The sequence below is a fragment of the Methylomonas fluvii genome, from assembly GCF_014850975.1.
GTDB classification, from domain to species: domain Bacteria; phylum Pseudomonadota; class Gammaproteobacteria; order Methylococcales; family Methylomonadaceae; genus Methylomonas; species Methylomonas fluvii.
The window spans coordinates 1,251,911-1,273,722 of record NZ_JACXST010000001.1; the positions used below are offsets into that span (position 1 = coordinate 1,251,911).

Sequence of the window (21,812 nt, forward strand, 5' to 3'; positions counted from 1 at the left end):
TCTTGTCGGTAACATGTCCGGCAGGATACCTCGTCAGTTTATAGATGATCTTTTGGTGCGGGTCGATATTGTCGATCTAATCGATTCGCGCGTTCCCCTTAAAAAAACCGGCAGCAATTTTACGGCGCGCTGCCCATTCCATACCGAAAAAACTCCTAGCTTTTCAGTCAATCGCGGCCGGCAGATTTATCATTGCTTCGGGTGCGGAGCCAGCGGTAACGCAATCGGCTTTTTGATGGAGTTTAGTCATCTTGGCTTTGTCGAGGCGGTCGAAGATTTGGCGGCCTTTGCTGGCGTGGATGTGCCTAGGGAGTTGATTGATGGCGAGTCTGTGCAGCCGGATAAAAAGGCTGTGTCGCACATTTACGAGGTGTTGGCGGGAGTTGCCGGGTTTTACGCCGAGCAATTGCGCGGAAATGCCGAGGGTAGTATAGCTGTAGATTATTTGAAAGCCCGAGGCGTCAGCGGCGAGGTGGCGCGGGATTTTTCTTTGGGTTATGCGCCAAATAAGTGGGACGCCCTGGTGGCGCGTTTCGATCAAGCGGATTTGATCGAGGCTGGTATGCTGGTGGTCAGGGATGACGGCAAGGTTTACGACCGCTTTCGTGGGCGGTTGATGTTTCCGATTCGAGACAAGCGGAAACGAGTAGTCGGGTTTGGCGGCCGAGTATTGGATGATTCTTTGCCAAAATACCTTAATTCGCCGGAGACTGTTGTTTTTTCTAAAAGTAAGGAGCTTTATGGGCTTTGTGAGCTTTTAGAAAAGAATAGTAAGCCCGGTCGGATACTGGTGGTAGAGGGTTATATGGATGTGATTGCCCTGGCTCAGTTTGGTATTTCCAATGCGGTCGCTGCGTTGGGTACTGCAACTTCCAAAGCACAAATTGATTTATTGTTCCGATTTACCTCCGAATTGGTGTTCTGTTTCGATGGTGACAATGCTGGCAGGCAGGCGGCCTGGAAGGCTACCGATGCTGCTTTGCCTTGTTTGCGTGACGGCAGACAAATCAAAATAATGCTATTGCCGCAGGGGCAAGATCCGGATTCCCTGTTGCGCGCTGAAAATTTATCCGCGTTTATGGAACGAATTGATAATGCGCGGGTCTTGTCGGATTACTTTTTCGAGAATATTGTCGGTCAATTGGAGTTGGCGACCGTTGAGGGGCGCTCTCAGTTGCTGGCGGCGGCAACACCTTTGCTGGAAAAGGTTCCTGCCGGTTTTTTTAGGGAAATGATGTTTGCCCGTTTGCAAGAGTTGTCGGGTTCCCGAATTGCCGTGGATGTTGTCGAAAATCAGGCTAGACTTAAGGCTAAATTTAATGTTGGCAAAAAAGTCATTCCCTCGCCAAGAATCAGTTTGGCTCGCAAGGTCTTAGGGTTGTTGCTTCAACACCCGCATTTTGCAGGCTTGATTGAGCGTGAAGGGGTCGTGCTGGATGATCTGAGTTTTGCCGGGGTGGAGTTATTAAGAGAGGTGCTGCAGCGGATTGCCCTTGAAAAGCCGGAAAATAGCGCCATCTTGTTGGAGTCTTTCCGAGGAACATCTCAGGAAAAAGCTGTAAAAGCTTTGGCTAGTTTGAATCTCGATGTGCCAGAAGGTGGGGAAGAGTCTGAGTTTTGTGGTGCGTTGCAACAACTTTGTAAACAGGCCAAGGAAGCGATGCTAACCCGATTGATCGAGAAGGAGAGTCGAGAGGGCTTAATGATTGAAGAAAAAGAGGTACTGCGGAAGCTTTTAAGGGATAAGGCTTAGGTGACCGCATTAATTTTTGCCGTTACAATTTCCTGTTCTGCGGCGCTTGGTGCTGAAAACGTATTGTGAGTAAAGAATGAATCAAGAACAACAGCAATCCCAACTGAAACAACTGATAGCAAAAGGTAAGGCGCAGGGTTATTTAACTTATGCGGAAGTCAATGACCATTTGCCTAGCGATATTATCGATCCCGAGCAAATCGACGATATTATCGGCATGATCAATGATATGGGGATTCAGGTTTACGAGGTGGCGCCGGATGACGATGACTCGCTGATAACCTCAGATGCCGTAGTCACTGCAGATGATGATGAGGAAGTGGCTGAAGTCGCTGCCTTGGCGTCTGTCGATAGCGAGTTCGGTCGAACCACCGACCCTGTGCGCTTGTATATGCGCGAAATGGGTTCGGTCGAGTTGTTGACTCGTGAGGAAGAATTAAAAATTGCGAAACGGATTGAAGAGGGGCAGCGCCAAGTAGTGGGGGCCATCGCTCGATCTGGATTTATTGTCGAGACTTTTATCGACGCCTTTGATTCCGTTCAGGTTGAAGACTCCGGCGTGCGGCTCAACGATTTGGTGTTGGGTTTTGTCGATCTCACTGAGGTTGAGGACATTGACGTCAGCGGTATCGAAATTGAAGAGCCTGCTGAGGATGCTGAAGAAGAGAGCAAAACAGTCGATTACGAAGAAGTTAAGCAAAAAGTCGATTTGCTCAGAAAAGCTTTAAAAGCTGCAACAACCTCAGTTAAAAAACATGGTTACGGCCATGATAAAACTGAAAAACTGTTCGATGCGATAGACGAAATATTTTGCGAGTTTAAATGGACGCCGCAGTATTTGAAAAAAATGGTATCCATTTCTGAGGAGTTGATTTCAGCTATTCGCGAAGAAGAGCGTTTCATCCTGGATGTTTGCGTCAAGAAAGCAAAAATGCCGCGTAAGGACTTTATCAACGCGTTTGCAGAGAATGAGGCTAATCTTGAGTGGCTGGATCAATTTATCGCTGCGAGGCCTAATTTTTCCGAGGTTTTCAGCAGTCACCGTGACAATATTAGGGCAGCACAGCAGCGATTGGCCGATATCGAGTCTCGCTACGGCTTGAGCATTGCTGTCCTGAAAAGTATTTGTCGTAGCATCTCCTTAGGGGAGGCTAAAGCCAGGCGAGCTAAAAAGGAAATGATCGAAGCCAATTTGCGCTTGGTTATTTCTATTGCCAAAAAATACACTAACCGCGGCTTACAGTTTCTGGATTTGATTCAGGAAGGCAATATTGGTCTGATGAAGGCTGTGGATAAATTTGAATATCGACGCGGCTACAAATTTTCTACCTACGCAACATGGTGGATCCGCCAGGCGATTACCCGTTCCATCGCTGATCAAGCCAGAACTATTCGTATTCCGGTGCATATGATCGAGACCATTAATAAGCTGAATCGCGTCTCCAGACAGATTTTGCAAGAATTGGGTCGGGAAGCCACGCCTGAAGAATTGGCTGAACGTATGGAAATGCCCGAGGACAAAATTCGCAAAGTGTTGAAGATTGCCAAAGAGCCGATTTCAATGGAAACACCGATTGGTGACGACGAAGATTCGCATTTGGGTGATTTTATTGAAGACTCCAAGATGCTTTCGCCGGTAGAGTCTGCTACAATCGCCGGCCTTCGCGAGTCTACTCAGAATGTATTGGCGGGCTTGACAGCTAGAGAGGCCAAGGTGCTTCGTATGCGTTTCGGTATCAACATGAATACCGACCATACGCTGGAAGAGGTTGGTAAGCAGTTTGACGTGACCCGCGAGCGGATTCGGCAGATCGAAGCAAAAGCGCTGCGGAAATTAAGACATCCTTCCAGATCAGAGCAGTTGAGATGTTTTCTTGACGGCGAGTAAGGCGTTTTCATTGTTCTTAGGCTAGATAATTAAGGGCCCTTAGCTCAGTTGGTTAGAGCTTCCGACTCATAATCGGCAGGTCGTAGGTTCAAGTCCTACAGGGCCCACCACAGATAACAGGCCGTTTGCGCGGCCTTTTTTTATACGCGCAAGTTTTAATTTTGGCGAGGGTGTAACCGTGAATAAAAACTACCTTTTTACCTCAGAGTCTGTTTCGGAAGGCCATCCGGACAAAGTTGCTGACCAAATTTCCGATGCTGTTGTTGATGCCTTGCTGGCTCAAGACCCGCGTTCCAGGGTAGCCTGCGAAACATTAGTGAAGACCGGCATGGTGGTTTTGGCTGGCGAAATTACCACCAATGCTTGGGTGGATACCGAAGAATTGGTCAGAAAAGTAGTTTGCGAAATTGGTTACGACAACGGCGAAATCGGTTTTGACGGTAATAGCTGCGCGGTATTGAATGCCATCGGTAAACAATCGGCCGATATCGCGATGGGCGTTGATGAATCCGAAAATCACGAACAAGGTGCTGGCGACCAAGGTTTAATGTTCGGTTATGCAAGCAACGAAACCGACGTGTTAATGCCTGCTCCCATCACCTATGCGCATCGCTTGGTTGAGAGACAAGCCTTGGTGCGTAAGAATAAAACTCTGACATGGCTGCGTCCGGATGCAAAAAGCCAGGTGACTTTTCGTTACGAAAACAACAAGCCGGTCGCCATCGACGCGGTCGTTCTGTCTACTCAGCATTCTCCAGAAATAGGCGGAAAACAGTTGGAAGAAGCGGTAATGGATGAAATCATCCTGCCGACCTTGCCGAAAGAGTGGCTGCACAAAGATACTAAGTATTTCATCAATCCGACCGGCCAGTTCATCATCGGCGGTCCCGTGGGCGACTGCGGTTTGACCGGTCGTAAAATTATTGTCGATACCTACGGCGGCATGGCCCGTCATGGTGGTGGCGCGTTTTCCGGTAAAGATCCATCAAAAGTGGATAGATCCGCGGCCTATATGGGACGCTATGTGGCAAAAAATATTGTTGCAGCAGGTTTAGCAGAGCGCTGCGAAATCCAGGTGTCTTATGCGATCGGCGTTGCTGAGCCTACTTCCATCAGTATCGAAACCTTCGGTACAGGCAAAATCGAAGAAGAACGCTTGGTGCAAATCGTTCGCGAGCACTTCGACTTGCGGCCCAAGGGCTTGATTGCCCAATTGGATTTGTTAAAACCGATTTATCGCCCAACCGCGTCTTATGGTCATTTCGGTCGCAACGAAGCCAGCTTCAGCTGGGAAAAAACCGACAAAGCAGAAGCATTGAAAGATGCGGCCGGTATTTAATCAGGATCAGGAAAACATTATGAGCCAAGCCGATTACAAAGTTGCCGATTTAGCCCTGGCTGAATGGGGTCGTAAAGAAATTAATATCGCTGAAACCGAAATGCCGGGTTTGATGGCTTTGCGCGCCGAGTTCGGCGCCCAACAGCCATTAAAAGGCGCGCGTATCGCCGGTTGTTTGCATATGACTATTCAAACAGCGGTACTGATTGAAACGTTGACGGCGCTGGGTGCGGAAGTCCGCTGGTCCTCTTGCAACATTTTCTCCACTCAGGATCATGCTGCCGCTGCGATAGCCGCTGCCGGAATCCCTGTTTTTGCCTGGAAGGGCGAAACCGAGGCGGAAGCGGAATGGTGTATCGAACAAACCATTCTTGGCCCTGACGGCTGGTGTCCGAATATGATTCTGGACGATGGCGGCGACCTGACCACCATGATGCACAATAACTTCCCCGAATTGATGGAGGATGTGAAAGGCTTGTCCGAAGAAACCACCACCGGCGTGTTGCGTCTGACCGAAATGGTGGCGAAAGGCACATTAAAAGTTCCGGCGTTTAACGTCAACGACTCGGTTACCAAATCCAAATTCGACAACCTTTACGGTTGCCGCGAGTCTTTGGTCGATGGCATCAAACGGGCCACTGACGTGATGGTAGCCGGCAAAATTGCCGTAGTCTGCGGCTATGGCGACGTCGGTAAAGGTTGTGCGCAATCGCTGCGCGGTTTGGGTGCGACTGTTTTGATCACCGAGATTGACCCAATCTGTGCTTTGCAAGCCGCAATGGAAGGTTATCGCGTGGTGACGATGGACGAAGCGGCGGCTATTGCTAACATCTTCGTTACGGCTACCGGCAACGTTGGTGTAATTACTCACGATCACATGAAAGCCATGCGCGATCAGGCTATCGTCTGTAATATCGGCCATTTCGATTCAGAGATAGACATTGCGTCCTTGCGTCATTACACCTGGGAGAACATCAAACCACAAGTCGATCACGTGATCTTCCCTGACGGCAAGCGCATTATCGTGTTGGCGGAAGGGCGTTTGGTCAATTTGGGTTGCGCCACCGGTCATCCTAGCTTCGTAATGTCAAACTCGTTTTGCAATCAAGTGTTGGCGCAAATTGAGCTTTGGACCAATGCGTCCAGCTATGAAAACAAAGTTTATGTTCTGCCGAAAAAACTCGATGAAAAAGTCGCGCGTTCGCACTTGGCGCAAATCGGTGTAAAGCTGACCGAATTGACGAAAGAACAGGCTGCGTATATTAATGTGCCGGTGGAAGGTCCCTACAAACCGGATCATTATCGTTACTAAGGATTGGGTCAATCCAACAGAAAAGGGGCGCAAGCCCCTTTTTTATGCAAGCTATGAATAATCAAACTATCGTTCAGCGAGATCTCGCCGTGCTCTGGCACCCGTGTAGTCAGATGAAAGACCACGATCCTCGGGCCTCTGCGCCGGATGCGTTGCCGTTGATTCCGATCAAATCGGGCCAAGGCGTCTGGTTGGAAGATTTTGAAGGTAACCGCTATCTGGACGCGATTAGTTCCTGGTGGGTAAATCTGTTCGGTCATGCCAATACCGTTATCAATCAGGCGCTTCGAGATCAGCTTGAGACGCTTGAGCATGTCATCCTCGGCGGGTTTACTCATGAGGCCGCGCTACAACTGGCCGAAAAACTGGTGGAAATCACGCCACCTGGGTTAGATAAATGTTTTTACGCAGATAATGGCTCGTCTGCGGTAGAAATCGCCTTGAAGATGAGTTTTCATTATTGGCGTAATCTCGGACAAACGCAAAAAACCAAATTTATTACGCTGGAAAACAGCTATCACGGCGAAACCCTGGGGGCTTTGGCGGTTGGGAATGTGGCTTTATACAAGGAAACCTACGCGCCATTGTTGATGGATGTGATCACGGTAGCCGGCCCGGATTGCTATCATCGTGAAGACGGCGAAAGTTGGGAAGCTTATTCGATTCGCCGTTTCGCCGCCATGGAGCAAGCCTTGGCGCGACACGCTGATGAAGTTTGCGCGGTGATTGTTGAGCCGCTGGTACAGTGCGCCGGTAGTATGCGCATGTATCATCCGGTGTACCTAGAATTACTACGTGAAGCCTGCGACAAATACCAAGTGCATTTGATCGCGGACGAGATTGCAGTGGGCTTTGGTCGCACCGGAACCATGTTTGCCTGTGAGCAAGCGGCAATCAGCCCGGATTTTATCTGCCTATCCAAAGGGCTAACCGGCGGTTATTTACCCTTGTCAGCGGTCTTGACCAGCAATCAGGTCTATCAAGCTTTTTACGACGACTACCAGAATCTCACTGCCTTTTTACACTCGCATAGCTATACCGGCAACGCATTGGGCTGCCGGGCGGCCTTGGCGACGCTGGGGATATTTCACCAGCAAAATGTGATCGCTAATAATCGGTATTTGGCGGGGCTGATGACTAAAACCGTAGAGCGATTTAAGGAGCATCCTAATGTCGCCGAAGTACGGCAAACCGGCATGATCGTCGCTATCGAATTGGTCAAAAATAAGCATACGCGCGAAGCCTATCCTTGGCAGCAGCGACGCGGTTTGGCAGTTTATCGCTATGCTTTGAGTCGCGGCGTGTTGCTGCGGCCCTTGGGGAATGTGATTTATTTCATGCCGCCTTATGTGATCAACGAGCGGGAGATACAACTGATGGCAGATGTGGCCTGGCACGGTATCCAACTGGCGGTGCAGGACTAATGCGAGTGTCGCGTTTATATGTCGCTGAGCCGCTCAATGTGGGCGGCCGCATCGAATTGGATGACGATGCGGCCCATTACGTGCGCAGTGTGTTGCGCTTAAAGCAGGATCAGAACATCGTGCTTTTTAACGGCCACGGCGGAGAATATCTGGGTAGTTTCAGCGAAGTCAGCCGCAAGACCGTGCGGGTAGAAATCGAGCAGTTTATTGAGCGTAATGTCGAATCACCGCTGGCGATCAATCTGGGTTTGGGTATTTCTCGTGGCGACCGAATGGACTGGGCGGTACAAAAAGCCGTTGAACTGGGTGTCACGCGCTTAACGCCCTTGGTAACGGAGCGTTGCGTGATCAAATTCAACGACGATAAAAAACAGCAACGCTTGCAGCATTGGCAGCATATTGTGCAGCACGCAGCCGAGCAATCCGGAAGAACTTATTGTCCGGTAATTGGCGAGATTACCCACTTAAGCGATTGGGTGAGCGAACAGCAAGGATTAAGCTTGTTTCTCGATCCTTATGCCGAGCAATCCCTAGCGGACCTGAACCCGGAAAATCTAAGTGTTACCTTGCTCTCCGGACCCGAAGGCGGCTTCAGCGAACAAGAACGACAAATTGCCAAGGCAGCGGGATTTATTCCGGTGCGGATGGGGGCCCGGATCTTGCGTACCGAAACCGCAGTGTTATCAGCATTGACCGCTGTGCAAACCTTATGGGGAGATTTTCGTTGATCCGCTGGCTTGTCTACGCCTTGGCGCCCTTGCTCCTATTGGTCATCGCGGCCACTATGGCGAGCATGCTGGGGTACGGTTTGCTGTGGCTTGCCGGCGATATTTTGCCGTTGGCAAAAGTCATCAGCAAAATTACCTTGGTGCTGTTGCTGCTGAGTATTTTTCCGTTAAAGAACTATCTGCAATTCAGTTGGGCGGATTTGGGATTTGCTCCCAGAGTGATATTTTTCAAACAAATGGGTCATGGTTTGGCTTTGGGCTTATTGACCTTGCTGCCGGTGCTATTGACGCTGTATTGGCTGGATGTTCATGTCTGGGACGATACCCGGCATTGGACCGTGGGTAAAATAGCCGAAAAAATCGGATTGGGTTTGTTTTTTGCGATGCTGATTGCGGTCGGCGAAGAAATGCTATTTCGCGGCCTGCTGCTGGGTGCTTTACGTCGGAAAATGTCAATGATGGCTGCCGTAACCATCAGTTCCATCTATTATGCGGCGCTACATTTTTTAAAAAGTAAGTCGCAACTGGTTTACGCCGATTTAACGCCGGGCAGTGGTTTAAAATTAATGGCCGAAGCTTTTGCCAACTGGTTAAATCCGCAGATAATCAGCGCCTTGTTGGCTTTATTTGTGGTTGGCGTGTTTTTAGCAATCCTCAGAAGCCGAGCGCCGCAAAGTCTGGGTCTGTGTATCGGTTGTCATGCTGCTTGGGTGTGGCAAATTAAGGTGAGCAGAGATTTGTTCAACGTCAATTTGCAAGCCGATTCGCTGTTTCTGGTCAACACCTATTACGATGGTGTGGTGGGTCCTTTGGTCAGTAGCTGGTTGGTATCGGCGCTAATTGTTTATGGGGTGTGGACCCAGTGGCAAGCTAAAGCCGCACGCGGCGATTAGATCAAAACCCCATACCAACTTGAAAAAATGATTGCCAGATACCATGGTGTTTTGCAATATTTCTCCCCATCATTTCCAGTGCATCATAAGAGGACATATTTATGCGCAGAGTCAGACCGAACACTTCCGTTCTTCTGTTAACTTTACTGGTCGCCGGTTGTGCTAGCGAGCCAGCCGCCCCGACCAAGCAGGCGGACAAAATTCTGTCCGGTGAACAAATGTTGCGAGATAGTCAGGGCATTGCGCAGTTGGGTAGCCGTTGGCAGGAAGGTAAGCAAATGGTCGAACGCGGACAAGTGATGCAACGTGAGGGTCAGATAAAGATCGACGAAGGCCGCAATCTGGTCGAGGAAGGCCAAAAAATCATGCGTGAAAGTGAAGAAGGTTATAAAAACATAAAACAGTAGGCAATCCTTATGTAGTTGCCGGATGCTTTTTGTAAAGTTTAAGCGATGATAGGGTTTTTCAGTCCGGTGGCTGGCAGCGTTTAAGCGCTTTTGCTACCGGATTGATGCGGTTAGGCCGCGTTGCTGTCTTGAACCTTTGGGTTTTGCGGGACTAAGGTTAAGACGGGTTTGGATATTTTAACGCCTGAGTGATGGATATCCCTGTATTCCAGCTGCGTGTTGTAGCAAAAAGCGCATAGCGAAGTATTTGGCAAAAATTGCAATTCGTCTGGCGGAATTTCATCCCCGCACCTTGAGCAAAAGCTTAACTGCGTTGCCTTTGGTTTCATGTTTCCCCCTCTTTCTCATAAAAATCGCTGCTGAGGATAAACGGAATATTTCTTGTCTTCTGTTGGAACGCCGGCATTTTTCAACACTCCGTTGTTAGGGCAATGTGATAAAGTCCAAAGTTCCTGAACTAACACCGGGAGATCGGCGCTAATCGGTGATTGCGGCATAGTGCAAATATGCGAAATATCTAATGCGATTATCCAAGCACTGACGATTCTGTAGCAAGCTTTTTTCGTTGTGGGACGCAAGAATCTAAAAAATATGCTAGTCCAAGTGCTTTAGGGGGATTATGCGTCGGAGCAAGCTGCTATGAGAGATGAGATGAATCAGGTGGGCCGCATTGAGGACGCGCAGGGGCCGGTGGTCGATGTGCGTTGCGAATATCTGCCGCCAATCGGCCAGGCGCTTGATGTTGTGAACGTTGCGGGCCGCTATGTGCTGGTCGTGTTTCAGCATCTGGAGCCTACGCTGATTCGGGCGATTGCTTTGCATTCGGTTTCGGGCTTATTTCGCGGCATGCCTGTGTTTGATCGTGGCGACGCTTTGAATGTGCCGGTCGATCCCAGTTGTTTGGGGCGCATGTTGAATGTGTTCGGCGATCCGCTTGATGGTGGCCTGCCATTACCTAACAATAATTTCCGCAATATTCTCTCCGCTCCGCCCTTATTGTCCGATACCCTGCCGGCCTCGCAAATTCTGGAAACCGGTATCAAGGTCATCGATCTGCTTTGTCCGTTCGTGCGCGGCGGTAAGACCGGCTTGTTCGGCGGTGCCGGTGTCGGCAAGACTGTGCTGATGATGGAGTTCATGCACGCGGTCAGCGTGGCGATGCAAGGCGTATCGGTTTATGCCGGTGTCGGCGAACGCATGCGCGAAGGCCACGAACTCTGGCATGAAATGGCCGATGCCGGCGTATTACCCAAAGCACTGCTGGTCTACGGACAAATGGACGAATCGCCCGGCGTGCGCTTTCATGTCGGCTACACCGCGCTGGCTTATGCTGAATATTTGCGCGACACACTGGATACCGAAGTATTGTTTCTGATGGACAATATTTTTCGCTTCGTTCAGGCTGGCAGTGAAATTTCCGGTTTGCTGGGGCGGATGCCGGCCACGGTCGGCTATCAACCCACTTTGCTGACCGAAGTTGCGTCGCTGGAAGAACGTATCGTCTCCACCCAATCCGGCTCCATCACCTCGGTTCAGGCCGTGTATGTGCCGGCCGATGACATGTCGGACCCGGCAGTGGCTACCATCCTCGGGCATTTGGATAGCGTGGTAATCTTGTCGCGGCAACAGGCCGCCAAAGGCATTTATCCGGCCATAGATCCTTTGCGGTCCAGCAGCAGGATCATGGATCACCATATCCTGGGCGACCGGCACTATCAGGTGGCGCGTGCCGTGCGCGAGCATTTATCGCGCTATCGGGAATTGGAAGATATTATCGCCATGCTCGGTATCGAAGAACTCTCCCAAGAGGACCGCCGCATCGTCGAACGGGCGCGCCGCTTGCAACGCTATCTGACCCAACCGTTTACTACTGTCGCCGATCATACCGGCATGCCGGGCGTGCGCGTGCCGTTGGCGCAAACTATTGCCGACTGCGAAGCATTTATGGACGGCAAATACGACCAGCTCAGCGAAGCCGATTGCTATATGAAAGGCGCAATGTTGGTATGAACGGTTTTGCGTTAACGTTGCTGGATAGCCGCGGTGCCGCGCATTTCGATACCGTCACCCAGTTTATTGGTGCCGATGCCGAAGGCAGTTTCGGGGTTTTGGCGGGACATATTCACTGCGTGGCCTTACTGAGATACGGACTGGCCCGTTTCTGCGATCAAGCCGGTGTCTGGCATTATTTGGCCTTGCCCGGCGGTGTGCTGCGCTTTTCTGACAATCAACTGACGGTGACGACGGTGCGCTATTTTCTCGGCAAAGACCGCGATGCCATCTGCGAACGACTCGCGGCGGAAATGGCCCAAGCCGATTCCGAAGTGCACACCGCGCGGGCGACGCTGTCGGAAATTGAACATTCTTTGGTGCGGCGCCTAGCCGAACTGAGTAGTCGCGGAGCAGCGGGAATAGTGCTATGAGTTTTCGCAACAAATTAATCGAACACACCCGCCGCGATCTGCGCCGCTTGGAAGATAAAGCCCGCCGCCCGGCGACCTGGGTTGGCATGCTGTTTTATGGCGGCACATTGGGTTTACTGTTTGTAGTGCCTATCGTCGCCGGTGCGTATTTGGGCCGGTGGTTGGATACGTTGGCTGCCGGCTATTCGGTGCGCTGGACTGTCAGTTTGATCGTGTTGGGTATTGTGGTCGGCGCTTATAATGTTTTTCGATTTTTGCAGGAAAAAAGCTGATTTTTTTCGGATATATTCTTCACGAAAATTCGAAATGAGCGCTATTATTTGTTGAAAATACACGAGGAATATTTTACGACTCTTCGGCGTAGCAAACTTTACATCGATCAATGTTGCATCCAATAACCAGACCAAAATGAAACCACCCTTGCTGCGTTTAACTCTTCCCTTATTAGCCTTATTGTTACTAAACGCTTGCACCAGCAGTTCGCCGGTAAAGCGAGAGAAAATGGCTTCGGTTAGGCCGAATATCGTCCAACAGCGACCGTCTTATCAACCCCAGCCGGCACCGTATAAACCAGCGTTTTATACAGGGACTTTCCCAAAGCCCGCAGCGTTGGAGCCGGCCGTGGATTTCTGGCGAAAAACCTATGCGGTCTGGCAGCGTTCCGAAGTGGCGTTTCATGACGACCGTTATTTGGATGTCGTCTACGAGGTGATGACCTTGCCGGGCTATGTCGCAGAAGGCCTGACGGCAGAACAAAAAGATATGATCAGCCAGCGCCGCGAATATTGGAAAGCACAATTGGCCGAATTGGAAAGTAAAGTGCGTTATGGCGCGGCGTTGAACGCCAACGATCGGCAATTGATCGCCAAGCTGGAAAGTAACGGCAGATCGCTCAATAGCGTGTTGCCTAGCCTTAGCGACAGACTGCGTTCGCAGCGCGGCACGCGTGAGCGCTTTAAACGTGGTTTGGAGATCAGCGGCCGCTATGATTTGCAGTTTAGAAAAACCTTCCGCGATGCCGGCTTGCCTGAAGACTTGGCTTATCTGCCGCACGTCGAGTCCTCGTTTCAACCATCCGCCAAATCCTCCGCCGGCGCGGTCGGCATGTGGCAATTTACTAAAGCCGCCGCCAAAACCTTCATGCCTAGTGGTGATCGTGTCGATCAACGCTACGATCCTTTCGTCTCCGCCAACGGCGCAGCCCGATACCTGTCGTACGCTTACGGCAAACTCGGTGACTGGCCGGCGGCTGTGACCTCTTACAACCACGGTATCGGCGGTATGAAGCGTGCACAAAACCAAGTCGGCAGCGACTTCGTGCGTATCGTAGATACCTATGACGGACCGGCTTTCGGGTTTGCCTCGCGCAATTACTATGCGCAATTCCTGGCCGCCCGCGAAATTGCTTCCAACCCCGAGCAGTTTTTCAGGGAAGGCGTCCGCTATGAAAGTCCGTTGGCACCCGGTCAATACTTGGCTATCGAATAAGTTAACCTTATCGCTCCGGCCTTTTCCAGGTTGGAGCGCGTAACGCCAAGGGTCAAATGTAGTTAGGGCAAAGCAGAGCGAAGCCCAACTAAATTAAAATGAGGGGGCGAGGCTGGCTTTCGGTTATTCCCTTAAGTTTATCGAGGTGCGGACATGAACAACGCAGAATCTGTTGCCACCACTGTTTTTCAACTCGGCCCACTGGCGATCAGCAACACAGTTGTGACGACTTGGGGGGTGATGCTGGGTTTTGTGTTGTTAACCCTGTTGCTGCGCTTCAGTCACCAGTCATCCCCATTGCAAAATTTGCTCGAAGCGGTGGTTGTGGCCATAGAAGGCGCGATTGCCGAAGTGTTGCCGGCGGCATCGGTACGGCAGGTGCTGCCGTTCGTGGCCAGCTTATGGCTGTTTGTCCTGGTGGCTAATCTGGTGGGGTTAATTCCGGAACTACATGCACCTACCCGCGATTTGTCCGCCACCGCCGCATTGGCGGTGCTGGTGTTCGGGTCTACTCACTGGTTCGGGATTCGTGATCGCGGCTGGCCGCAACATTTTCGCCATTATGTCGAGCCAAGCATCATCCTGTTACCGTTTCACATCATCAGCGAATTTACCCGCACCCTGGCTTTGGCCATCCGCCTATTCGGCAACATCATGAGTCTGGAAATGGCGGCCTTGCTGGTATTGTTGATTGCCGGCTTTCTGGTGCCGGTGCCATTATTGATGCTGCATGTAATCGAAGCGGTGGTGCAGGCCTATATCTTTGGTATGCTGGCGCTGATTTATATAGCCGGTGCGTTGGAACCTGGCGAATCCGATACATCCGCAATTCCCGAGGAATAGTCATGAACGACATCCATTTATTCAGCATGATTTCCACCGGCGTGGCCGGGCTGGTGATCGCCCTTGGTACGATGTTGCCGGCTCTGGCAATGGGTAAAGCCATCGCCGCCGCTTTGGAAGCTCTGGCTCGCCAGCCGGAAGCCGAAAAGACCATCACTCGTACCTTGTTTATTGGTTTGGCGATGATAGAGTCTTTGGCGATTTATTGTTTGGTGGTGGCCCTGATTGTGTTGTTTAGAAATCCGCTGCTTGAATATTTTTTAAAATAACTCAACGAAGATTGCTATATGACGCTCCAATCGTTTACTTGGACTCTTTGTCCAACCATTCAATGAATTTGTCGAAAATAAATTTACTGCCGCGCATGGAAAGATGATCGTCGTCGTAAAAATAAGACATGTCATCGTGCATGCCGCCGCAGGTCGATTCATCGCATAAATATTCGTAGGCGGGAAAAATCTTAATCTGCTTATGCGTGGCGGCATTGATAGCATCGACCGCTCGTCTGTAGTTTATATTGCGTTCTTCAAAAGACTTTCTGGAAACATCGCACTCGGGCAGAGCTCTTTCGGTAATGCGCACTGGGCGCTCGTCCACACAGTTTTTAGCGCTTATACCAATCTCCGGTACGTCTTCAATAAAAACCACCGCCTTGCCCAGCTTTAAAATCTCATTGATGGTTGCGACATAGCCGGAAACAAACTGGTTGTAATTTTCCGTCAATACATCATCCGGGCTTCTAACAATCCGATAGAGGTTTTTAGAATCAGTATTGCCGAAGCCAAAACCTTCAATGTACATCGCGCCTCTGGTCGCAAACACGACGCGTTGAATTGACGGGAATTCCTTCAGCAGCTTCAACACGATAGGAACGACTACTCGGCATCTTGTCGACTTTTCTGCAAACTCTTCCGTGGGATTAATGCTCACCAGATCGATAAACGGCAGGCAGCCATTCACACCTACTAATGCCAGATCGTTCGAGCCATTGGAAATAGAATCGTAGACAAATTGCGCGGCGTGACTATCGCCGACCACCAGCATTTTTGGGGTGGCGGTGGTAAAGCGGCACATCAAATAATTGTAACTGGCCCCCTCCAATACCGTCTTACAGCGCTCATCGACCCAGTCCTCCGGCGTGTTGTAGAGCACTGTGCCGTTTACATCGGCATACATTTTGGTTTTAGTCTGCGCATCGGCTTGACGAAACTCCAGGCCATCCCGGGAATATGAAGCGTAACCGACATAGCCGATACCCAGCATCAGCAGCAGCAGTACCGCGGTCTTGGCTCTGCTGTGACTACCCAAACGTATTGGTTTTTCCACCAGCCTGTAGGTCAGCCAAGCTAATGCTACGGCCAGTAACACCGCAATGGCGCGAATATTCATGCTGGGTACGTCGGTCTCGATGATTTGCGCAAAAGACAGCAGGGGCCAGTGCCACAAATACAAGGGAAAACTAATTAAGCCGAACCAGACCGCCAGCGGGTGGGATAAGACGATGCGATTAACCCAGGCATTCGGTCCGGCCGATATGATCATGACCGCAGCCAACATCGGGATCACCGCCCAACGGCCTGGGAAATTGAGATCCTTATTGATGATGAAAAAACCGAAGGTCAGCAGCAGCATGCCCAGAATAGACAGTGCGTTGGCCAGTGTTTTGCCGTCGGCGGCGTGAGAGTTTCGATAAACCGCGCCAGCCAGCCAACCGTCGAGCTTCAGCTTGATAGCAGAGAACGAGTCTTTCTTGTAGAGCGTCGTCCAGGCCAGCAAACTACCGCATAACAGCTCCCAAAACCGGGTTTGCGGAGAGTAAAACGTTGCGACAGGATGGGCGATGACGCCTGTGATATTCAGGCCGAAAGAGACGATGGCAATCAGAACCGTAATGGTCAACAGATTGAAGTTCCGCTCCCAGGCAAACCAAAGCAACAAGGGCCAGACGATGTAAAACTGTTCCTCGATGCCTAAACTCCAAAGATGCAGCAAGGGTTTAGTTTCGCCGGAGTTGTCGAAATAGCCGGCCTCGCTCCACAGCACAATGTTGGAAACGAATCCCGCGCCGGCGGCAATATGCTTGCTCAACTGCTTGTATTCGTCGGCAAACAGCGCGAACCAACCGAAGACGTAACAGGCTACCAACACCAGAATCAGGGCCGGAAAGATCCGTTTAACCCGGCGGGCATAAAATTCGGTGAAGCTGAAAGTACCCTTTTCCAGATTCTGAAAAATGATGGTCGAAATCAGATAGCCAGAAATCACAAAGAAGATGTCTACACCTATAAATCCACCTTGCAAGCTCTTGGGAAACGCATGAAAGGCGATAACCGAGAGCACGGCAATCGCTCTTAAGCCGTCAATATCGGGCCGATACTTGGGGTGTGACAGATGTTCTTGCAAAGAGGTCATAGGGTAAAGAAATGCTAAGTGGGTTCGGGCTTTCCGTCTTATCTGCTCTGGCCTAGGTGGTCGGGCAGGCTCTAGCCTGGAAAGGCGGGGCGTATTCTAAGCCGTAAGTATTCGAGCCTCAAGACGTGCCTAAACGGCAAGCTACGCGGGCTAAATTTTCAGACATCGAAACCATTGCGGGGTTTAAGATAGCGGAGAAACCAAAAATCGGCGGTATTTTCGCAACAACGCCGCAAGTTCATATTCAACAAAATGGGTTACCCATCCATGATGCAATTCGACTGGACAACCTTTATCCTGGAAATCCTCAACTTCCTGGTCCTGGTGTGGATACTGCAACGCTTTCTGTACCGCCCGGTGCTGGCAATGCTCGATGCCCGGCAGCAGCGCATCAAAGACGAAACCGAGCAGGCCGCACTATTGCGCAACGAAGCGGAAGCCCTGCGCCAACAATACGAACAACGACTGGCCGCTTGGAATCAACAACAAGAAACCAGTCGCCGGCAACTAGACGAGGAGTTAGCGCAGTTACGCAATACCGCGACGGAGAATTTGAAACAAACCCTGGCGGACGAAGAAGCTAAATTGCGGGTCCGTAACCAGACGTTGATCGCGGCAAGGGAAGCGGCTTTGGTAAGAGAAGCGGCGGGCGCGGCTTACGGGCAAGCAGCGGCTATGTTGCAACGATTAGCATCGCCGCAATTGACGCAGCGCATCGTCGAGGTCTTTCTGCAGGACCTGCTTGATATGCCGGACAGCGAGCTAGCGGCGCTGCGCAAAGCCGCGGCGATGTTGATTGCTGCTTCTGCGGTCGACGTGCTCGGCGCGCACCCGTTGAGCGAAGCAGAGCGATCACGGATAACGGAAACCTTGTCGAGCGTTGCCGGACAAAGCTTGCAAATCACCTTCAAGGAAGACCCTTCATTGATTGCCGGCCTGCGCGCCATAGTCGGCGAATGCCAATTGCACGCCAATCTGGCCGATGAGCTGGCGTTTTTCCGGCGCCAAGCCAATCATGGTTGAGTCGGTTAAACCCTACCAATTCGGCCTGCGCTTATCTGAGCGCGGCTACGTGGCCGGTATTGGCGATGGCATTGCCTGGATCCGCGGCTTGCCCACGGCGCGGCTTGACGAATTGATCGGTTTCGACGACGGCAGCACCGGCTTGGTGTTTCAGCTGGGCCGGGAAGTGTTGGGGGCGATTCTGTTGTCGCAAAACCGTGGCGTCACAGCCGGCATGGCCGTGCAACATATCGGCCGTAAGTTGGAAGTGGGTGTTGGCGATACTTTATTGGGACGGGTGGTCGATCCGCTCGGTAGTCCGCTGGACGGTTTACCGCCGCCGGAATTGCGCCAGTTTCGCTCATTGGAAGCTGCCGCGCCGCCCATCATCGAGCGCGATTTCGTCTCCGAACCTTTATACACCGGCTGCAAGATTGTCGACACCTTGATTCCCATCGGCAAGGGCCAGCGGCAATTGATCATCGGCGACGACGGCATCGGCAAAAGCGCGCTGGCCCTGGACGCCGTGCTGAATCAACGCGGTCGCAATGTGTTGTGCGTGATGGTGTTGATCGGCCAGCCGCGTTCTTCCGTCGCCGGTACGATAGAAGCGCTGCGCCAGGTCGACGCGTTGGCCTATACCGTAGTGGTGGTCGCCGAAGCCAACGCTTTACCGGGTTTTCGCTATCTGGCGCCGTTTGCCGGCTGCGCGATTGCCGAGCATTGGATGCGCATGGGCCGTGACACCTTGGTGGTCTACGACGATTTGACGCGCCATGCCCAGTCCTATCGCGAGTTATCGCTGCTATTGCAACGGCCGCCAGGGCGGGAAGCCTATCCGGGTGATATTTTTTATCTGCATTCCCGGCTGCTGGAGCGCTCGACCGTATTGTCGTCGGCCTATGGCGGCGGCAGCATGACTGCTTTGCCGATTATCGAAACCCGCCAGGGCGAGCTGTCGGCGTATATCCCCACCAACTTGATCTCGATCACCGACGGCCAGATTTATCTGGAAAGCAAGCTGTTCGCGGCGGGCATGCTGCCGGCCATCGACATCGGCCGTTCGGTGTCGCGTATTGGCGGCAAGGCCCAGCATCCGGCCATCAAAACCGCTTCTGCGCATATTCGTTTGGATTATTTGCAGTTTTTGGAGCTGGAGTTGTTCGCCCGCTTCGGAACCCGTTTGGAAGCCGGTGTCGAGGAAAAGCTGCAACGCGGCCGCTTGCTGCGGGAAATATTGAAACAGGATCGCTTGCAACCCTTGTCCGAACGGGCTCATCTGGCCTGGTTGCTGGCATACGGCGAGGGTTTGCTGGAAAACCTCAAACCGGAACAGGCGGCTGGCGTATTGGCAGAGCTACTTGCAAAATTGCCGGATACGTTGACCTTGGAGTCGCCGAAAAAGCAATGGTTGTCAGTGTTGCGGCAACTCTTGGCGGATAAAGCATGAGCCAGCGTCGGGAAGTCGAGGCGCGCTTAGCCTTGTTCGACGATTTGTCCGGCATTCTCGGCGCGATGCGCAGTTTTGCCTTGGCCGAGTTGCGGAAAGTGGGTAAGCGCGAAGCCGCGCAACAACACGTCGTGCAATCGCTGGAAACGGCATTGGCCGATTTAGCCAACAGCTTGCCGGAGCCGGCTTTAAGCGCGCCAGCGAAAGACATCTGGCTGTTATTCGGTTCCGTGCGCGGCTTTTGCGGCAGCTTTAATGAAGATGTGATTCGCTACTGGCGCCAAAATGCCGATCAGCAAGGTCCGTTGATTCTACTCGGCGAACGCCTGCACCAAATGGTTGAGGCACGCGCCGCATTGCAACGGCTGCGCGGTGCCGAAGGTGGTCTGGATGCGCCGACGGCGATAGATAGTATTCTGACGGCGGTGGCAGAGCTGCGCGGCGTCGAATTTGGATTGATAGCTTGTATTCGTGACGAACAAGGGGCGCGCAGCCAACGCCTTTGGCCTCTGGCGAATGTGGCCAGCCATGCCAGACCAAACCCGCCGCTGACTTTCGCGCCGGCAGCGGAAGTGGCGCAAGGCGTTGCCGAACATTATCTGTTTCATACTTTGCTGGCGTTATTGTTACGCTCGATTCGGGTAGAAAACCACATGCGGCTGATGCAGATGGAAACCGCGTTGCGGCATCTTGAGCGCGGTGGCGAAGAACTGCAACTGCAACGCAATCGGCTGCGTCAGGAAGAAATCGTCGAGGAAATCGAGTTGATGGTGGGGCGGCATGGCAGCGCTGCCGGCTTATAAGCCGTATTTCTTACGTTTTCGCCAAAAAGTTGCCCGGCTCATCCCTGCAAATTGCGCGGCCTGTTCCAGATTGTCCGGGTTATTTGCCAAGGCTTCACGGATCAATTCCGCTTCGTTTTGACTTTTTGAGCGCAGTGCAGCGTGCTGGTCAAGCGTTGCTGCCGGTCTAAGTGGCTCACGAAACTCGGGCGGCAAATCGCCTATGCCGAGCTCGCTGCCGCGGCCTACCGCATAGGCGTATTCGACCACATTATTCAATTCCCGGACATTGCCCGGCCAGCGGTAATCCAGCAGCAGGCGCATCGCTTCCGGTGCGATGCGGTCGATATGGCGATGGCCTTGGGTGTTATGCCGGTCTATCAGATGTTGCAGCAACAGGCTGATGTCCTGGCGGCGCTCGCGTAGCGGCGGCAGAAAGATCGGCACTACGCGTAAGCGATACATCAAATCCTCTCGAAACCGCCCCGCCTTGACCTCCTCGCGTAGCGATCTATGCGTGGCGGCGATAATCCGCACATCCACGCTGACCGCGCTATCGCCGCCCACCGGTATGAAATTGCGCTCCTGTATCACCCGCAGCAACTTGGCTTGCAGCTCCAATGGCAACTCCGCTATTTCGTCCAAAAATAAAGTACCGCCGTTGGCGCGTTGAAACAGGCCGGCATGGTTACGCACCGCGCCGGTGAATGCACCTTTGACGTGGCCGAACAATTCGCTTTCCAACAGGCTGGGGGTCAAGGCTGCGCAGTTGATCGCCAAAAACGGCTGATAGTGCCGCGGGCTTTCCAGGTGCAATGCATGCGCTACCATCTCTTTGCCGGTGCCGGATTCGCCGCGGATTAACACGGTGGCTTCGGTTTCGGCGACGTTGCGGATGATTTTGATGGCCTCTTTCATGGCGGGGTCGCGTGACAGAATGCCGTGAAAGCTGTCGCTGTCGTCCGATTTTTGTTCCGGGGCTGTGTCGCTTTGTGCTTGCAGAAATTCAATCGCCCCGGCGAAGCCGCCGTTGCTATCGTAGAAGGCGCGCGCGGTTCGATAACAATTCAGCGTTCGGCCATCCCGACGATGTATCCGCACCGCTTGCGACTTGACGATGCCGAGTTCGGCCAAGTTGCAGGGGTCGTTGCCGCTGTCGCAATTCAGCGCGGTTTTGCAGGGTTTGCCTATGGTCTCGGTCGCGCTCAAACCGAACAATTGTTCGGCGCCTTTGCTCCACAGCAAGATGTCGCTATTGCTGTCCACGATAAAGGCCGCGCCGCTTTCGAATAAGTCGGTCAACACTTCTACGACTTGATCGGCGCCGATTTGGCCGAGCCAGCGTTTGAATAGGGGGGAAGAAGATGCCATGCGTTCAATCTCGCGTTGTTTCAGTTATGTTTCAAGTGTATCAGTATCGTTTCAATATTTCATATTGAAACGCCAAGCTTGGCCATCGCCAGGTCGCTTCATCAAACCTATCGACTCAATTCTTTAAGGTAAGAAAACTAAAATAATAAGTTAAAACAAGGGTATATCTCTATGTGGCCCATGCTGCGGAGAGCTGATTTTGTGGGCCGTGCGGATATAAATACTGCCGGTAAACTGGCACGAGTATTGATATACAACTCTTATATTCTTCTTACTTTGCGCTAAATGAGGCGGGTC

The 21,812-nt window shown here is 51.9% G+C and carries 20 protein-coding genes and 1 tRNA gene; 18 read left to right on the plus strand and 3 right to left on the minus strand.

From position 1 onward, the window contains the following. Nucleotides 1-13 precede the first annotated feature (13 nt). The 9 genes from dnaG to EBB_RS06060 all read left to right on the plus strand — a co-directional run bounded on the left by dnaG (nt 14) and on the right by EBB_RS06060 (nt 9,744). Nucleotides 14-1,753: a DNA primase gene (gene dnaG / locus EBB_RS06020; RefSeq protein ID WP_192392887.1), complete on the plus strand. Its 1,740-nt coding sequence runs from the start codon at nt 14-16 to the stop codon at nt 1,751-1,753. A 76-nt stretch (nt 1,754-1,829) separates the two neighbouring features. Further along, a complete protein-coding gene (rpoD, locus tag EBB_RS06025; protein ID WP_192392888.1) occupies nt 1,830-3,641 on the plus strand; it encodes an RNA polymerase sigma factor RpoD in 1,812 nt (603 codons plus the stop codon). Between the two features lie 33 nt (nt 3,642-3,674). After that, nucleotides 3,675-3,751 (plus strand) — tRNA-Ile (locus tag EBB_RS06030). Between the two features lie 68 nt (nt 3,752-3,819). Then, on the plus strand, nt 3,820-4,980 hold the full coding sequence (metK, locus tag EBB_RS06035) for a methionine adenosyltransferase (protein ID WP_171697380.1): 1,161 nt from the start codon (nt 3,820-3,822) through the stop codon (nt 4,978-4,980). A gap of 19 nt (nt 4,981-4,999) precedes the next feature. Next, nucleotides 5,000-6,292 carry an adenosylhomocysteinase gene (ahcY, locus tag EBB_RS06040; RefSeq protein WP_192392889.1) on the plus strand — a complete coding sequence of 431 codons (1,293 nt, stop codon included), beginning with the start codon at nt 5,000-5,002 and terminating at the stop codon, nt 6,290-6,292. A 53-nt stretch (nt 6,293-6,345) separates the two neighbouring features. After that, nucleotides 6,346-7,716 (plus strand): adenosylmethionine--8-amino-7-oxononanoate transaminase, encoded by a 1,371-nt coding sequence (locus EBB_RS06045; protein WP_192392890.1) that lies wholly within the window; start codon nt 6,346-6,348, stop codon nt 7,714-7,716. Further along, on the plus strand, nt 7,716-8,444 hold the full coding sequence (locus EBB_RS06050) for a 16S rRNA (uracil(1498)-N(3))-methyltransferase (RefSeq protein WP_192392891.1): 729 nt from the start codon (nt 7,716-7,718) through the stop codon (nt 8,442-8,444). Before EBB_RS06045 ends, EBB_RS06050 begins: the two co-directional genes overlap by 1 nt. Further along, nucleotides 8,441-9,337 (plus strand): CPBP family intramembrane glutamic endopeptidase, encoded by an 897-nt coding sequence (locus EBB_RS06055; RefSeq protein ID WP_192392892.1) that lies wholly within the window; start codon nt 8,441-8,443, stop codon nt 9,335-9,337. The genes EBB_RS06050 and EBB_RS06055 overlap by 4 nt, the downstream gene beginning before the upstream one ends. Before the next feature lie 101 nt (nt 9,338-9,438). Beyond that, nucleotides 9,439-9,744: a hypothetical protein gene (locus tag EBB_RS06060; RefSeq protein WP_033157699.1), complete on the plus strand. Its 306-nt coding sequence runs from the start codon at nt 9,439-9,441 to the stop codon at nt 9,742-9,744. 110 nt (nt 9,745-9,854) lie between these two features. Here the strand turns inward: EBB_RS06060 and EBB_RS26635 are convergent, their stop codons facing one another. Next, nucleotides 9,855-10,073, minus strand: coding sequence for a TraR/DksA C4-type zinc finger protein (locus EBB_RS26635; protein WP_192392893.1), 219 nt, complete (start codon nt 10,071-10,073; stop codon nt 9,855-9,857). Nucleotides 10,074-10,395: 322 nt separating this feature from the next. On the opposite strand from EBB_RS26635, the gene atpD reads away from it, so the two are divergent. The 6 genes from atpD to EBB_RS06095 all read left to right on the plus strand — a co-directional run bounded on the left by atpD (nt 10,396) and on the right by EBB_RS06095 (nt 14,767). Beyond that, complete coding sequence (gene atpD, locus EBB_RS06070; RefSeq protein ID WP_192392894.1) at nt 10,396-11,754, plus strand: F0F1 ATP synthase subunit beta; 1,359 nt, start codon at nt 10,396-10,398, stop codon at nt 11,752-11,754. Beyond that, nucleotides 11,751-12,167, plus strand: a complete 417-nt coding sequence (locus tag EBB_RS06075; RefSeq protein WP_192392895.1) for a F0F1 ATP synthase subunit delta/epsilon — start codon at nt 11,751-11,753, stop codon at nt 12,165-12,167. The genes atpD and EBB_RS06075 overlap by 4 nt, the downstream gene beginning before the upstream one ends. After that, a complete protein-coding gene (locus EBB_RS06080) occupies nt 12,164-12,439 on the plus strand; it encodes an AtpZ/AtpI family protein (protein ID WP_192392896.1) in 276 nt (91 codons plus the stop codon). Before EBB_RS06075 ends, EBB_RS06080 begins: the two co-directional genes overlap by 4 nt. Nucleotides 12,440-12,575: 136 nt before the next feature. Further along, a complete protein-coding gene (locus EBB_RS06085) occupies nt 12,576-13,655 on the plus strand; it encodes a lytic transglycosylase domain-containing protein (protein ID WP_225587257.1) in 1,080 nt (359 codons plus the stop codon). Between the two features lie 153 nt (nt 13,656-13,808). Beyond that, nucleotides 13,809-14,498 carry a F0F1 ATP synthase subunit A gene (locus EBB_RS06090; RefSeq protein WP_192392897.1) on the plus strand — a complete coding sequence of 230 codons (690 nt, stop codon included), beginning with the start codon at nt 13,809-13,811 and terminating at the stop codon, nt 14,496-14,498. A gap of 2 nt (nt 14,499-14,500) precedes the next feature. Further along, complete coding sequence (locus EBB_RS06095; protein ID WP_020483596.1) at nt 14,501-14,767, plus strand: F0F1 ATP synthase subunit C; 267 nt, start codon at nt 14,501-14,503, stop codon at nt 14,765-14,767. A gap of 34 nt (nt 14,768-14,801) precedes the next feature. Here the strand turns inward: EBB_RS06095 and EBB_RS06100 are convergent, their stop codons facing one another. Beyond that, nucleotides 14,802-16,910, minus strand: a complete 2,109-nt coding sequence (locus tag EBB_RS06100; protein WP_192392898.1) for an SGNH hydrolase domain-containing protein — start codon at nt 16,908-16,910, stop codon at nt 14,802-14,804. A gap of 252 nt (nt 16,911-17,162) precedes the next feature. Here EBB_RS06100 and EBB_RS06105 point away from each other — a divergent pair, with 252 nt between their 5' ends. Genes EBB_RS06105 through EBB_RS06115 form a run of 3 tightly spaced genes read left to right on the plus strand, consistent with a single transcriptional unit; the run spans nt 17,163 to nt 20,165 of the window. Then, nucleotides 17,163-17,933 (plus strand): F0F1 ATP synthase subunit delta, encoded by a 771-nt coding sequence (locus tag EBB_RS06105; RefSeq protein ID WP_225587258.1) that lies wholly within the window; start codon nt 17,163-17,165, stop codon nt 17,931-17,933. Next, nucleotides 17,893-19,362: a F0F1 ATP synthase subunit alpha gene (locus tag EBB_RS06110; RefSeq protein WP_192392900.1), complete on the plus strand. Its 1,470-nt coding sequence runs from the start codon at nt 17,893-17,895 to the stop codon at nt 19,360-19,362. Before EBB_RS06105 ends, EBB_RS06110 begins: the two co-directional genes overlap by 41 nt. Beyond that, nucleotides 19,359-20,165 (plus strand): F0F1 ATP synthase subunit gamma, encoded by an 807-nt coding sequence (locus EBB_RS06115; RefSeq protein ID WP_192392901.1) that lies wholly within the window; start codon nt 19,359-19,361, stop codon nt 20,163-20,165. Before EBB_RS06110 ends, EBB_RS06115 begins: the two co-directional genes overlap by 4 nt. Here the strand turns inward: EBB_RS06115 and EBB_RS06120 are convergent. Next, nucleotides 20,160-21,515 (minus strand): sigma-54 interaction domain-containing protein, encoded by a 1,356-nt coding sequence (locus EBB_RS06120; protein ID WP_192392902.1) that lies wholly within the window; start codon nt 21,513-21,515, stop codon nt 20,160-20,162. The genes EBB_RS06115 and EBB_RS06120 overlap by 6 nt on opposite strands. Nucleotides 21,516-21,812 lie beyond the last annotated feature (297 nt).

Bases quoted from the DNA above. Each gene is read 5' to 3' on its own strand.
- EBB_RS06100 (WP_192392898.1), bottom strand. From the start codon at position 16,910: ATGACCTCTTTGCAAGAACATCTGTCACACCCCAAGTATCGGCCCGAT.
- EBB_RS06080 (WP_192392896.1), top strand. From the start codon at position 12,164: ATGAGTTTTCGCAACAAATTAATCGAACACACCCGCCGCGATCTGCGC.
- atpD (WP_192392894.1), top strand. From the start codon at position 10,396: ATGAATCAGGTGGGCCGCATTGAGGACGCGCAGGGGCCGGTGGTCGAT.
- ahcY (WP_192392889.1), top strand. From the start codon at position 5,000: ATGAGCCAAGCCGATTACAAAGTTGCCGATTTAGCCCTGGCTGAATGG.
- EBB_RS06090 (WP_192392897.1), top strand. From the start codon at position 13,809: ATGAACAACGCAGAATCTGTTGCCACCACTGTTTTTCAACTCGGCCCA.
- EBB_RS06110 (WP_192392900.1), top strand. From the start codon at position 17,893: ATGAGCTGGCGTTTTTCCGGCGCCAAGCCAATCATGGTTGAGTCGGTT.
- EBB_RS26635 (WP_192392893.1), bottom strand. From the start codon at position 10,073: ATGAAACCAAAGGCAACGCAGTTAAGCTTTTGCTCAAGGTGCGGGGAT.
- EBB_RS06105 (WP_225587258.1), top strand. From the start codon at position 17,163: ATGGGTTACCCATCCATGATGCAATTCGACTGGACAACCTTTATCCTG.
- EBB_RS06115 (WP_192392901.1), top strand. From the start codon at position 19,359: ATGAGCCAGCGTCGGGAAGTCGAGGCGCGCTTAGCCTTGTTCGACGAT.
- EBB_RS06085 (WP_225587257.1), top strand. From the start codon at position 12,576: ATGAAACCACCCTTGCTGCGTTTAACTCTTCCCTTATTAGCCTTATTG.
- EBB_RS06075 (WP_192392895.1), top strand. From the start codon at position 11,751: ATGAACGGTTTTGCGTTAACGTTGCTGGATAGCCGCGGTGCCGCGCAT.
- EBB_RS06095 (WP_020483596.1), top strand. From the start codon at position 14,501: ATGAACGACATCCATTTATTCAGCATGATTTCCACCGGCGTGGCCGGG.
- EBB_RS06060 (WP_033157699.1), top strand. From the start codon at position 9,439: ATGCGCAGAGTCAGACCGAACACTTCCGTTCTTCTGTTAACTTTACTG.
- rpoD (WP_192392888.1), top strand. From the start codon at position 1,830: ATGAATCAAGAACAACAGCAATCCCAACTGAAACAACTGATAGCAAAA.
- dnaG (WP_192392887.1), top strand. From the start codon at position 14: ATGTCCGGCAGGATACCTCGTCAGTTTATAGATGATCTTTTGGTGCGG.
- EBB_RS06045 (WP_192392890.1), top strand. From the start codon at position 6,346: ATGAATAATCAAACTATCGTTCAGCGAGATCTCGCCGTGCTCTGGCAC.
- EBB_RS06120 (WP_192392902.1), bottom strand. From the start codon at position 21,515: ATGGCATCTTCTTCCCCCCTATTCAAACGCTGGCTCGGCCAAATCGGC.
- EBB_RS06050 (WP_192392891.1), top strand. From the start codon at position 7,716: ATGCGAGTGTCGCGTTTATATGTCGCTGAGCCGCTCAATGTGGGCGGC.